Source organism: Bacteroides intestinalis DSM 17393 (genome assembly GCF_000172175.1).
Taxonomy (GTDB): Bacteria; Bacteroidota; Bacteroidia; order Bacteroidales; family Bacteroidaceae; genus Bacteroides; species Bacteroides intestinalis.
Genome location: NZ_ABJL02000008.1, coordinates 3,181,951 through 3,196,276, shown reverse-complemented (window position 1 = coordinate 3,196,276; position 14,326 = coordinate 3,181,951). Strand labels below are relative to the sequence as shown.

Below are 14,326 nucleotides of genomic sequence, written 5' to 3'. Positions count from 1 at the left end.
TGGGTAGGAATTTACTTAATAAAATGAACTGCTAATCTAAATGTTTATGCTTATGAAGAATACAAGTTAACCTTTTGTAAACCTACCTATATTAACTGAGGGTTTACTATTCATAAAAACAGATTAATTATGAAACAAATGAAAAACAATTCTAATTTGAAGAATGCATGGCTTTGCATGATGGCAATGCTGTTGTTTGCTGTTTTCCCGGTGTTTTCACAAAATACTACTATTAAGGGAAAAGTAGTTGATGAAATGGGAGAACCTGTTATTGGCGTCAATGTAACCGTAGTGGGTAATAAATCATTGGGAGCTATTAGTGATTTAGATGGAAACTTTACATTGTCAGTTCCTACTAATGCCACATTGTCAGTATCCTTTATAGGATATAAGAATCAAACGATAAAATTGAATGGCAGAACTTCACTGGAAATAGTGATGAAGGAAGACGCAGAACAATTAGATGAAGTAGTTGTAGTAGGTTATGGTACACAAAAGAAAGTGAACCTAACCGGAGCAGTATCAGCTATCACTAGTGAAGGTCTGATAGCTACAAAGAACCAGAACGCACAGAATATGTTGACTGGTAAGGTACCAGGTGTACGTGTGATTCAGAAAACTTCAGAGCCGGGTGAATTCAATAACCAGTTCGATATTCGTGGTTTCGGTACCCCGTTGATTGTAGTGGATGGTGTTCCCCGTGGTGACATGCAGCGTATGGATCCTAATGAAATTGAGTCTATTTCCGTATTGAAAGATGCTTCTGCTGCAATTTATGGTGTACGTGCTGCTAATGGTGTTGTTTTGATTACCACAAAGAGAGGTGAGAAGAACAAAACTAAGATTGATTACAACATGTATTATGGTTTCCAAAAACCAAGTGAAATATTGAAGCCAGTGGATGCTGTGGGGCGTATGACATTGTTTAATGATGTGCAGATGCGTGACTTGGTCAATCCAAGCCGGAAATATCCTCAGGAGGCTATTGATGAGTTCCTGACTGGTAAGAGAGTGTCCACAGATTGGTATGATGCTGTAATGGCTAATTCTGCTCCGCAACAGTCACACAATGTTTCCATTAGTGGAGGTAGCGATAAGATGGATTATTATGTTAGCTTCGCTTATATGGATCAGGGCGGTTTCTTTAAAGGAGATGCTTTGGACTACAATCGTTACAATGTACGTTCTAATCTGAATGCCCAGTTGACGAAGAATTTAAGAGTTTCTGTAAAATTGAGCGGTATGATTGATGACCGTGAAGGTAACTCTAAGGATTCGTGGGAAATATTCAAGAATTTATGGCGTTCTGCTCCAGATGATCCTTTGTATGCAAATAATACAGCACCTTATTATCAGAAGCCTCAGAGTTCTGATGATAATCCGTTGGCTTTAATTGATACGGATTTAACCGGTTTTAAGAAGAGAGGAAATAAGTTATTCCAATCCTCTTTTGAAGGAGAATATACAATTCCCAAAGTGCAAGGATTGAAGGTGAGAGGTATGTTCAGCTATGACACGAAGGAAAATGATGAAACGACTTGGAATAAGGAATATAACCTGTATACTTATAATGCTGCAGCAGATTCATATGTGGCGGCTTCTCGTCTTGGCCCTACTCAGTTGCGTCGTACTCACAATAGTAGCTGGAGTACTTTGTGGCAAGCTGCAATTAGTTATGATAACACATTCTCAGGCCATCATGTTTCTGGTTTGATGTTGTATGAAGAGGCTCATAATGTAGGAGATAATTTGTGGGCACAACGTAACTTCTCTATACCTTTACCTTATTTGTTCGCAGGTGATTCTAAAGAGCAAGTAGGTATGGCAAATGCAAATGGTTTGTCAGAATCGGCTTCGAAAGGTCTTATTGGTAAGTTCAATTACGATTATAAAGGACGTTATCTCGCTGAATTTTCTTTCCGTTATGATGGTTCCTCCAAATTCCCTTCAGATAATCGTTGGGGATTCTTCCCTGGCGCTTCTATCGGTTGGAGAATGTCAGAAGAGTCTTTTATTAAAGACAATCTGAAGTTTGTTTCTAATTTGAAGTTGCGTGCATCTTATGGTAAGATGGGTGATGATGGTGCTGCTGATTATCAATTCCTTTCCGGTTATGATTATCCGAACACTTCCGGTGGCTCTAACAACAATTATCCCACAGGTTATGTGTTTGGTGGTGCTTATACTAATGCACTTGGTTTCCGTGCAGTAGCTAATCCTAATATTACCTGGTATACAGTAAAGACTTTGAATATTGGACTTGATGCCGATTTATGGGATGGTCTGTTGGGGCTGACATTTGAAGTATTCCAACGTGACCGTGACGGGCTGCTTGCCAATCGTCTGGTTTCTTTACCGGGTACTTTTGGTTCTACAATGCCGCAGGAGAATCTTAACAGTGACCGTACAAAGGGTATTGAATTAGAATTACGTCATAATAATAGCATTGGAGATTTTCGATATAATGTAAGTGGACAAGTTTCACTAACTCGCGGTATGCGTCGTTATTATGAAACAGATCCGGCTGGTAACTCCTATGATTATTGGAGAAACAGAAATCTGAATCGTTACAATGATATTTGGTTTGGTTATGGTGCAGCGGGACGTTTCACTAGCTATGAACAGATTGCTAATTCTATCTATTCCGGTAATGCAACATTACCCGGTGACTATATTTATGAAGACTGGAATCAGGACGGTGTAATTGATGGTAGCGATATGCATCCAATTGCAACAACAACTAATCCAGGAAGCTCTTGGCAAGATAAAAGAAATTATCCGTTGATGAACTTTGGTCTGACTCTGGGCGCAAGTTGGAAAGGTTTCGACTTAAACCTTTTATTCCAGGGTTCTGCCATGTCTTATGTTGCTTATGGTGAACAACTTTCAATGCCGTTGGCCTTTGATGGTAATGCTTTGGATATGTTCCTCGACCGTTGGCATCCAGTGGATCCTGATCAACATCCTTTCGATCCTTCTTGTGAGTGGATACCGGGGTATTACTCTTTTGGTGGTGCAAAAGCAATGCCAAAAGATGATTCTGAATTTATGATTCAGAAAGGTGACTATCTACGTTTGAAATCAGCTGAAATAGGTTATACGTTCCCGAAGCAATGGCTTTCTTCAGTAGGGGTTAAGAATTTGAGAGTTTATTTCAATGCATATAACCTGTTTACTATCACTGGAGTGAGAGGTGTCGACCCTGAAAAGCCTACTGACTTATACGGATACATGTATCCTTTGAATAAAACGTTCAATTTTGGTGCAAACATTACATTTTAAGTAAGGGAGGAATCATATTATGAAAAAATGGAAAAATATATTGATGTGCGTAGCTTTGGGTGGCGCATTGGTAAGTTGTGTGGATTTGGATATTCCGCCTAAAAACATTATGACTAATGAAGACATCTATAATGAAGGTGGTATAACGGCTTACATGGCTGGTTTGTACAATCATCTGCCGATGGAAGACTTCAATATGGGTGATGATGGTGGCCGTGGAGGTTTCTTTAATTGGCTTTCTGATAAGACCACAATGGGATCTACAGGTGAATATGCCAATAATGTTTGTGGTAATAGCTGTGTCTACGGTGACAAGGGTTACTGGAAACCTGCTTATCAAATTATACGTCAGGCAAATGTGTTAATTCAAGACTTGCCTAATTATGTCGGTAAATTGCAAGGTGCTGAAGAGTGGATTGCAGAGGCGAAGTTCATCCGTGCATATACCTATTATGCCTTGGTGAAAAGATATGGTGGTGTACCTTTAGTTAAAGAACCACAACCTATTACAGATGATGGCTCAGCTTTGAATGTTGCACGTAATAGCCATGAAGAATCTATTGACTTTATTCTGGAAGATTTGGACTATGCCATGCAGTATATGACTGATAAGAAGACAAACGGTCGTGCCAATAAATATGTAGCAGCAGCGGTAAAAGCGCGTGTGGCTCTTTATGCCGGTTCGGTGGCACGCTATGGCAGTTTGTACAATTACACAGGCAAAAGTGGTGTGGTGCTGACGGGTGTACCTGCTTCTAAAGCGAATGATTACTTCAAGCAGGCCTATGAGGCAACCTTGGAAGTAGCAAAAGGTGGCTATCAGTTGAATAATGGGGCTGACAAACGTCAAGCATTCTATGAAGTGTTTGATAAGGCTACGACTAGTCCTGAATCAATATTCATTCGTGAATATGACATTAACAACTATGTTCATAGCTGGGACAAACTGATGTCTCCCGAACGTATGGTAGGCTTTAGTTATGGTGGTCGTTACTTTGTTCCTCTGGATTGGGTGGAGTTGTTTGACGGACTTCCTCTTGATTCTGAAACGGGACATCTGAAAACGACGGATGACGACGGTAATTTCATTGTTTATGATAGCGGACACGGTATCTTTGATAATGCAGAGCCCCGTTTGAAAGCAAGTATCATGATTCCGGGTGACACTTACAAAGGATATGAACTGGATATGCGTTGGGGATTGATTGATCCTTCAGTAGATCCTTCTCAGAAAATTAAGAAAGAAATTCCAGATGATGGTAAAACAACTACAGGATGGGATAAGATTGCTGAGTCGTTTAAGGTTAATGGTCAGAAAGTGGCTATACGTACAACCAGAAGACCTAATGACGGTGAAACGTACAAAATTGGTGGTGTGGATACGAAAATTGCAATTTGTGGTTTTGACGGACCTGCAACTTCTTCATCTAACATGTGTACAACAGGTATATACGGTGTAAAATGGTTGCAACGTAATCTGGCTAGCGGTGAAACTCAATTGCATAGAAGTACACAGCCTTGGATTGATATCCGTTATGCTGAAATCTTGTTGGCACGTGCTGAAGCTGCTATTGAACTGGCTCAGAACGGAGTTGCTTCTCATAATGGTGCAGATTTGTTGGAAGATGCCATGAAGTGTATCAATGATGTACGCGAAAGAGCTGGAGCCGAACTACTAACAAGTACGGCACAGTTGGCTGATATGACAGCTCCCACCAATGTAAGAGGTACAGGTAAGAACTCTATGATTTTTGCTCCTACTAAGGGACTTCAGATTGTACGCGTAGAGCGCTACAAGGAACTAGCTGTTGAGCATAAGCTTTATTGGGACCTTCGCCGTTGGTTTACGGCTCGTGAGCAAATCTATGAATTCCGTTGGAGAATGCTTGCACCGTATCTGTTTGCCAGTACGGCAGAGGTGGATCCGGACAGTGGAATTCCTCATGGTAAATATATTTTCGATACACGTGTAGCCGATAGTTACGGTGGTCAGCACAACTTTGATCAGAAATACTATTATGAGAAGATACCTGATACAGAACGTAAGGTAAATCCGTTGCTCGAGCAGAATGATATGTATTAATCAATTAAAATTGGAATGATTATGAAAAATATAGCAAATTTATTCTTGTTGTCCCTTTGGGTTGTGTGCTTCGGTGCGTGCGAGATGGATAACTATGATGCTCCTGATGCTGCTGTGATTGGACAAGTTTATGACCATAACGGTAAGCCATTACAGACAGCACTCGGGCAGGGTAATATGAAGATTCGTATAAAGGAAATCAGTTATGCAAATGGTGACCCGAATATAGTGGTGACTGAACAGAACCTGAATATGATGATGGATGGTTCATTCAAGAATACCCGCCTCTTCAAAGGTACATATGAGATGTGGCCGTTTGAAACCTGTGGCTATCCTTGTGAAGAAGAGCAGATGAAGGTTGTGGAACTGAAGAGTGGAAAAACCGCTGAGGTGGATTTCACTATCACTCCTTATCTTACATTGGAATGGGTGGATGCGCCTTATCAGGATGCAGACGGATTCCTTTGGGCTTCTTTCAAATTTACGCGTAATGCGAAAGAAGGTTATGACATGCCCGATGTGGAAAAGGCGCAGATGATAATTGGTACTACTGTGAGCTGTGCTGCTGACGGACGCTATACAGATAATACGGTGGCCATTACTAACATTCAGGAAGGTGACGTCATTAAGTTGAAGTCTAAAGCAAAGATTGAGTTTGATCAAAAACTGTTCGTGCGTATTAGTGCCAACTGTAAAGACAAATATCAAAAGTCTTGTTATACGGATGTGAAGACTATTGACGCAAAGGGTTTCGGAAGATAATATAGGTAGGTTAGGTAAGGAGGATGTTTGCTTTGAAAGAGGCAAGGGTCCTCCTTCTTTTATTTATTGCTTGTGTTTTGCCACCTCATTGGCAAAACTTTGCCAAGCCTGTGGCAAGTCTTTGCCAATGAGGTGGCACTACTTTGACTATATACTGGCAAAACCAGCAGGATTAATTACTTTTTAATGTCTGATTAATCTTTTATTAGACTCTCTGTTAATGTAGTCCGATTACATTTGCATAACTTATTTTATTAAACAGTATCATGAAGAAACTTTATACAGCCTTTTGGATTGCAGCATGCTCGTTGGCGTCATTGCCCGGCCATACACAATCCCAATGGCAAAATGATTTCTCCAATCAAGGAGAAATATTGAAAACAGTAGGCAGGGGAGAATGTAGTATTGCCGACGGAGTGTTCCGTTCGAAAGGTTCGTATGCTTGCTTTGGAAATCCGGAATGGAAGAACTACAGCATGTCTTTCAAGGCACGCGCCCCGAAGGGGGCGGAACAAGTCCAAATATGGGCCGGATTCCGTGCATACAACCGTTTTGATCGTTATGTTGCCGGTATCAAAGGCGGATTGCAGGACGATGTATACTTAATGCGTACCGGTTACATGGGAACCGACGAATTTATGGGTGTCCGTCCACTGGGATTCCATCCGGTGCCTGGCGAATGGTATAGTATGAAAGTGGAGGTGTGTGGCAATCGCATTCGCGTCTTTGTGAACGGGGAGAAGGAACCGTATATCGACGTTGTGGACAAAAATGCCAATCTGGTTCCTTCGGGTGAAGTGACACTGGGCGGCGGATGGATTGAGACAGAATTTGATGACTTGATTGTAACTCTCTTGCCCGATAACTATCTGAAGAATGTGAAAGCCGCGGAATATCGTATGGCGGCAACTTCACAGCAGAAGGAAGCTAAGCGTCGCCGGGAGAGAGCAAACTATAAGGCTGTCATGGTGAACGATATAAAGCCGGATCGTACCGAGATTTCACTGGATGGAGATTGGCTCTTCATGCCAGAGTACCAGTTGGACGACAAAGCCAAAGCGGTATCTGCAACAACCGATGATGAGGACTGGCACGTCATGCAGGTTCCCAACTTCTGGAATCCCATTCGCATCTGGCTGCACGGCGAAACGATGCCTACTCCAAACGGACCGAATCCCAAAGGCGTTTCCGATACCTACTATCAGCAAGAAACCGATCGTTGCGAAGGATATACATTCGACTACCGTAAAACCGGTACGGCTTGGTATCGCCAATGGCTGGAATTGCCGACCGACATCAAGGGAAAACAGCTGACCCTATCGTTTGATGCCGTTTCCAAAATGGCGGAAGTCTATGTCAACGGGCAGTTGGCAGGATCCAACGTGGGGATGTTCGGTGATTTCCAAGTGGATGCTACCGACTTCCTGCATCCGGGACGCAATGTCGTGGTGGTGAAGGTGACGCGCGACATCAGCGGAGCGGCAGCACAGACCAGTGATGCCATGGAGAACTACTACTCGTCCGTACGCAAAGACGGCTTCCTCTATCTGAACGGTCGTAAGTTCTGGATGCGCGGAGGAAACCATATTCCCTTTGCCATTTGTCCCAACGACTCCATCCTGGCAGATAAATTCATGCAGTTGATGAAGGCCGGCAACGTGCAGTCTACTCGTACACATACCACTCCCTGGAATGAATTGTGGGTTTCGGCGGCAGACCGTAACGGCATTGCCATTAGTTTCGAGGGCACTTGGTCGTGGCTGATGATTCACTCCACCCCGATACCGGACAAGAACGTACTGGACCTTTGGAGCAGTGAATGGCTACGCGTGATGAAGAAATACTGGAACCATCCTTCCGTATTTTTCTGGACTGTGAATAACGAAATGAAGTTCTACGACCTAGACGCCGACATGGAGCGTTCGAAAGAGAAGTTCCGCATCGTATCAGATGTTGTGAAGGGCATGCGGGAGCTCGACCCCACACGTCCGGTATGCTTTGACTCCAACTATCTGCACAGCAAAGCACTGAGACGTTTTGGACAGGACTTCCTAAATACGGTGGATGATGGAGATATTGATGACAACCATGCTTACTATAACTGGTATGATTTCTCGCTGTTCCGCTTCTTTAACGGTGAATTCCAGAAGCAATTCAAGTCTCCGGGACGTCCTTTAATCAGCCAGGAAATGAGTACGGGGTATCCCAATGCAGAGACCGGTCATCCAACCCGTTCCTATCAGCTGATTCATCAGAATCCCTATTCATTAATTGGTTATGAGGCATACGACTGGGCAGACCCTATGCATTTCCTGAAAGTCCAATCCTTCATTACGGGCGAGTTGGCCGAGACGCTGCGTCGCACCAACGAACAGGTATCGGGCATCATGCACTTTGCCTATATGACTTGGTTCCGCCAATGCTACAACTATAAGAACATACAGCCTTATCCCACTTATTACGCCATGCAACGTGCCATGCAGCCGGTGTTGGTCAGTGCTGAATTGTGGGGGCGTAACTTGTATGCCGGAGAAAAACTCCATACCCGCATCTATGTGGTGAATGACAGTGAAGACGGACGCGATTTGCTCCCGATGGCACTGAACTGGAGTATTGTGGATGAAAAAGGAAAGATTCTGGCATCAGGTACGGAGCAATTTCCGGCTGTGGAGTATTATGGCCGTAAATATATCGAGCCTGCCATTGTGATGCCGTCTGTCTTGCCGTCTGATAAAATGAATGTTAAGTTGAAACTGGTATTGGTAGAGAACGGACAGACATTGTCGCAGAATGAATATGACCTGATACTGGCGAATAAGAGATGGAATATTGCTAAAGTATCCGAGAACAAAAAGATTGTTTTGTTGGATAAAGATAATACGAGCGCTGTTCTCGACTTTCTGCAAGTGAAGTATCAGAAAGCATCTTCAGTGAAAGAGCTGGTGCAAATCAAGAGGAAGGCCGACCTTTGCATCATTTCCGGCCTGAAGGAGTGCACAGATGATGAAAAAACACTGCTCCGTACTTATCAGCAGAAGGGCGGTAAGTTACTGTTGCTGAACAGCAAGGAGATAGCAAAGAAGGTTTATCCGGAACACATCACTGGCTGGATTATACCAACGGAAGGCGACATCGTAGTCATGGAACGTGACGATGCACCGGTATTCGATGGTATCGGTGTACTCGACCTGCGCTACTTCAATAACAACAAGCGTGAAATTCCGTTGGCTTGCCATGCTACCTTGAAAGCAAACCGTAATGAGAATGTGACTGAACTGGCCGGACAGATGAAAATTCATGCCTACATTGATGGTGGCAAGCCGGAAGACCGTATTCAGAAAATAGAAAGTATGCGTGGACTGACTTTACTTCAGATAAAGGATGGAAAAGGAACAGCCACCGTTTCAACATTGTGCACGGAAAAAGCTGATACTGACCCGATAGCAGGAAAGCTTTTAGTGAATATGATTAACACTTTAGTGAATGATTAATTGTAAAAAGACATGAAGAAAATAACAAAATATATATTGCTTATTGCAGCCGTTTTATTTATAGGATGTTCGGATAGTAATGACGACACATATCCCCCAAAGAAACCGGATACTGAAGAACCGGAGCTGGAACCCGAAAAACCGGGTGAAGATGATATACCGGAACATAACGCCATCCTGGGCTCTTTATGTGGCTTTGAAGGCGATTTGCGCAAAGGAAAGAATTATAAAGGCGAAGACAGGCCGACTACTTATTACAATGTCCCCCTGTTTGAGGCGGTACCCGAAGGCTCGGAAGATGGCTGGTGGGATAATCTGGTAGAGGAAATCGCATATAGTGGATTGGATTATATTGCTGCCAACTGCCGTGGCTTGCAGCCTTCTTATCCTAAAAAGTATGTAGACCATGGTGACCCTACCCACATAAAGCAACTGATAGAAGCCATGGAACGCCGTGGTGTGGCCGACAAGTTTAAGGTAGCCATTTTCGATGACTGCCCTGCCTCGTGGGAAGCTGCGCGTAACGAAGATTTAGGGCGCGGTTATGCCGGTTACAGTGCCGATAATCCGGGACAGCGCAAACCCTATCCGTTGAAAGATATTGCGGTTGATACCAAAGAGTTCCAGGATTCCATTTATCAGTATATCTGGGATTACAATATCCGTCTGGCTTTTCAGAATATTCCGGAGAAGTATATCTTTAAATACAACGGACGTCCGGTAGTCTATTTCTGGGGTTGTAGCTTTGTCGGAGATGTGCCCGGCAAACTGTCATATATCCTGAAACGTGTGCGCGAAGATTGTATTAAAGAGTTCGGCATGGACCCGTTGTTAATCATCGACCAGGACTGGGGTAAGCGCGACAATACGCTGACTGCCGCAACAGAAGTTGTCGGTGGCATAAACAACTGGTTCAATATGGATAATCCCTATACTGTGCGCACCTTCAAGGACCTGACGATTGGGGTGGGTATTCCCGGTTTCCTTGTAAACGATAAGAAAGGAAACAAGATGTTTGTCGATGCAGACCATGGACGGTTATTGCAAAAGGCTCTGACTTACTCTGTGAAGAACCGTGCCAATCTGATATTCCTGGAAGGATTTACCGATGTGCTGGAAAATGCAGCTTATTGGAGAAGTACAGATGAAGTCTATTACGACTATCCCAACCAACGCCTGAATATTTTGCGGAAATGGAGCAGCAACCCCTATCCGAAAGAGTTCAAGGTCGAGGCTGAGGCGTGCGACTACTTTGAAGATAAATCTTCGGGAAACAGTGGCGGGCAATACCGCAAAGGAGATTTGGACATAAAGAAGTGTAACGATGTCTACGAAGGCTGGTGTGTGACGGCTACGGAATCCGGCGAATGGCTGAAATGGGTGGAACTTCCTTTCAGTGCGGGCAATTCGGTTGTCAAGTTACGTTATAGTGCCCTGTCTGCCGTGAAGATTCGTTTTGACATTGATAAGAAAGAAGGCAGTGTAGTCGAATTGCCGGCTACCGGCGGAACCTGGAAAGAGATAGATGCAGCTACGGTAAACTTTGAAAAGAAAGGTTGGCGCGAAGTGGTGCTGAATATTATTTCGGGTGATGCAGACTTGAATTACTTTACAATTGTTGCGGAATAAAAACAAGAATATATGATGAAGAAATTTTTTGTAACCTTTTGTTTGAGTGCTGTAGCCCTGGTGGCTACAGCACAAAATGAGCCCTACAGAAACCCGAACCTGTCACCCTCGGAGCGGGCATGGGACTTGCTGAAGCGTATGACTTTGGAAGAGAAAATCAGTCAGATGAAGAACGGCTCACCGGCTATCGAACGCCTCGGAATACCGGCGTATGACTGGTGGAATGAAGCACTGCACGGAGTGGCACGTGCCGGAAAGGCCACCGTCTTTCCGCAGGCCATAGGTCTTGCCGCCACCTTCGACAATCAGGCTGTTTATGAAACCTTCGACATTGTATCCGATGAAGCCCGTGCCAAATACCATGACTTCCAGCGTAAAGGCGAGCGGGGTGGTTACAAAGGATTGACTTTCTGGACTCCGAACATCAATATCTACCGTGACCCGCGATGGGGACGCGGTATGGAAACATACGGGGAAGACCCTTATCTGACCTCTCTCATGGGACTGGCCGTGGTAAAAGGCCTGCAAGGCAACGGTGCCGGAAAATATGATAAAGCCCATGCCTGTGCCAAGCATTACGCCGTACATAGCGGTCCGGAATGGAACAGGCATAGTTTCGACTCCAAGAATATCTCTCAACGCGATTTGTGGGAAACCTATCTGCCCGCCTTCAAAACCTTGGTGACGGAAGGAAAAGTAAAAGAGGTGATGTGTGCCTACAACCGCTTTGAAGGTGAGCCTTGCTGCTCCAACAAGCAACTCTTGATTCGTATCCTGCGCGAAGACTGGGGATATGATGACATTGTTGTTTCCGACTGTGGGGCCATCGGAGATTTCTACTACCCCAATCACCACGAAACCCATCCGTCGGCTGAGGCAGCTTCTGCCGATGCCGTGGTTTCAGGAACAGATTTGGAATGTGGCGGCAGTTATTCTTCCTTGAATGAAGCCGTAAAGAAAGGACTGATTACGGAAGATAAGATAAACGAATCCGTCTTTCGCTTGCTGCGTGCCCGCTTCCAATTGGGCATGTTCGATGACGATACACTCGTGTCCTGGTCCGAGATTCCATACTCGGTTGTAGAATCGAAGGAACACGTGGACAAGGCTTTGGAGATGGCACGTAAGAGCATGGTATTGCTGACTAATAAGAACAATTCCTTGCCATTGAGCAAATCCATCCGTAAGGTGGCGGTGCTGGGACCCAATGCCAATGACTCTGTAATGCTTTGGGCAAACTATAACGGTTTCCCCACCAAGTCCGTTACCATTCTTGAAGGTATCAGGAGCAAACTCCCGGAAGGTGCCGTGTACTATGAGAAAGGTTGCGATTTTGTAAGCACCCAAACCCTGTTCAGCGATTTCGACTGCTGCTCGTACAATGGTAAGAAAGGTGTCAAAGCTACTTTCTGGAATAATAAGAAGTTGGAAGGCGCTCCCGCGGCTACCGGTCACTTCAGCGAACCGCTCAACTTCGGCAATGGTGGCAATACGGTGTTTATGCCTGGCGTGAACTTAACCGATTTCTCGGCACGCTTTGAATCGGTATTTACCCCGAAAGAATCGGGAGAAGTATCTTTCATCGTTTCCGCCGATGACGGTGCCCGTTTATACATTGATGGAAAAGAAGTTATCTCCGACTGGAAAGACGGATTCTCAAAAGATAAGGAATATAGTCTGAATGCTGTGAAAGGCAAGAGTTATAAGGTTGTATTGGAGTTCTACCAGGCCAGTGGAGAAGCTGTCCTGAAGTTCGATATAGGTACTAAGAAAGAGATAGATTATAATAAGGTGGCTGCCAAAGCCGCCGAAGCCGATGCAATCATCTTTGTAGGCGGACTTTCATCCGCATTGGAAGGTGAGGAGATGCCTGTGGATCTTCCCGGTTTCAAGAAAGGCGACCGCACTAACATCGACCTGCCCCGCGTACAGGAAGAAATGCTGAAAGCTCTGAAGAAGACCGGCAAACCGGTTATCTTCGTTGTATGTTCGGGCAGCACGTTGGCATTGCCCTGGGAAGCCGAAAATCTGGATGCAATGCTCGAAGCATGGTATCCCGGTCAGCAGGGAGGCACAGCCGTGGCCGATGTCCTGTTTGGCGACTATAACCCTGCCGGACGCTTGCCGCTTACTTTCTATGCTTCGGACAGTGACCTTCCCGATTTTGAAGACTACAACATGAGCAACCGCACCTACCGTTACTTCAAAGGCAAACCGTTGTTCCCCTTCGGATACGGATTGAGCTATACAACCTTTGACTACGGCAAGGCCAAGGTGGACAAGAAGAGCATCAAGACCGGTGATAGCATGACTCTGACCATACCATTGAAGAATACCGGAAAGATGGACGGCGATGAAGTGGTGCAAGTCTATCTGCGCAATCCTGCTGATAAAGAAGGCCCGATAAAGATGTTGAGAGCTTTCCGCAGAGTTTCTTTGAAAGCCGGTCAGGCGGAGAATATTCAGATTGAATTGCCTGCCTCCACATTCGAGTGCTTTAATCCGGCCACCAACCGGATGGAAATCCTCCCCGGAAACTACGAACTGCTTTATGGCGGAACTTCGGACGGGAAGTCTTTACAGAAGGTGGCGGTCACGTTGAAGAAGTAAAAAGAGAAAAATAATCAGTAACCTGTTGGCGGAATTAATTTATAACCCTACAGAAATGAACTAAAGATTGTCGATGAACTTTTTATTAATTTGCTGATAATCAATAAATAACATTTATCGACTGTTTACTTCAAAATGTAAAAGCATTTACCACCGTATGTAACGGCTTTTACCCCTTATTGTAACGACCTTTACCGCGGCATGTAACGGTCTTTACCACGGTATGTAAATGGAGTTATCGTGTGGCGTGAACAAAGTTACCATTTGGGGTAAACGGAATTTTCATGAAAGGGAAAAACAACTGTGTACTTATAAAGGTTGAAGTAAGATAACCCATAACGGTACAGAGTTAAACAGATTATTATTTTTTAGACATAAGAACAAAAGAACAAATAAGAAAACATAAGCCGTACTATACTCTGAATATGTTCTTTTGTCTAAAAATAATTCTTTTGTCATTTCATTCATA

6 protein-coding genes are annotated in these 14,326 nt (G+C 44.2%); all 6 read left to right on the top strand.

Going from position 1 to position 14,326, the window contains the following annotated elements; all coding sequences use genetic code 11:
* The first annotated feature begins 129 nt into the window (after nt 1-129).
* The 6 genes from BACINT_RS22175 to xyl3A all read left to right on the top strand — a co-directional run bounded on the left by BACINT_RS22175 (nt 130) and on the right by xyl3A (nt 13,857).
* Nucleotides 130-3,282: a SusC/RagA family TonB-linked outer membrane protein gene (locus BACINT_RS22175; RefSeq protein ID WP_007667455.1), complete on the top strand. Its 3,153-nt coding sequence runs from the start codon at nt 130-132 to the stop codon at nt 3,280-3,282.
* A 19-nt stretch (nt 3,283-3,301) separates the two neighbouring features.
* Nucleotides 3,302-5,365: a RagB/SusD family nutrient uptake outer membrane protein gene (locus BACINT_RS22170; RefSeq protein ID WP_007667452.1), complete on the top strand. Its 2,064-nt coding sequence runs from the start codon at nt 3,302-3,304 to the stop codon at nt 5,363-5,365.
* Nucleotides 5,366-5,386: 21 nt separating this feature from the next.
* Nucleotides 5,387-6,127 (top strand): DUF3823 domain-containing protein, encoded by a 741-nt coding sequence (locus BACINT_RS22165; RefSeq protein WP_021968427.1) that lies wholly within the window; start codon nt 5,387-5,389, stop codon nt 6,125-6,127.
* 266 nt (nt 6,128-6,393) lie between these two features.
* On the top strand, nt 6,394-9,618 hold the full coding sequence (locus BACINT_RS22160) for a glycoside hydrolase family 2 TIM barrel-domain containing protein (RefSeq protein WP_007667448.1): 3,225 nt from the start codon (nt 6,394-6,396) through the stop codon (nt 9,616-9,618).
* Nucleotides 9,619-9,630: 12 nt separating this feature from the next.
* A complete protein-coding gene (locus BACINT_RS22155) occupies nt 9,631-11,247 on the top strand; it encodes a DUF5010 domain-containing protein (protein WP_007667446.1) in 1,617 nt (538 codons plus the stop codon).
* A gap of 15 nt (nt 11,248-11,262) precedes the next feature.
* Nucleotides 11,263-13,857, top strand: a complete 2,595-nt coding sequence (xyl3A, locus tag BACINT_RS22150; RefSeq protein WP_021968425.1) for a xylan 1,4-beta-xylosidase — start codon at nt 11,263-11,265, stop codon at nt 13,855-13,857.
* Nucleotides 13,858-14,326 lie beyond the last annotated feature (469 nt).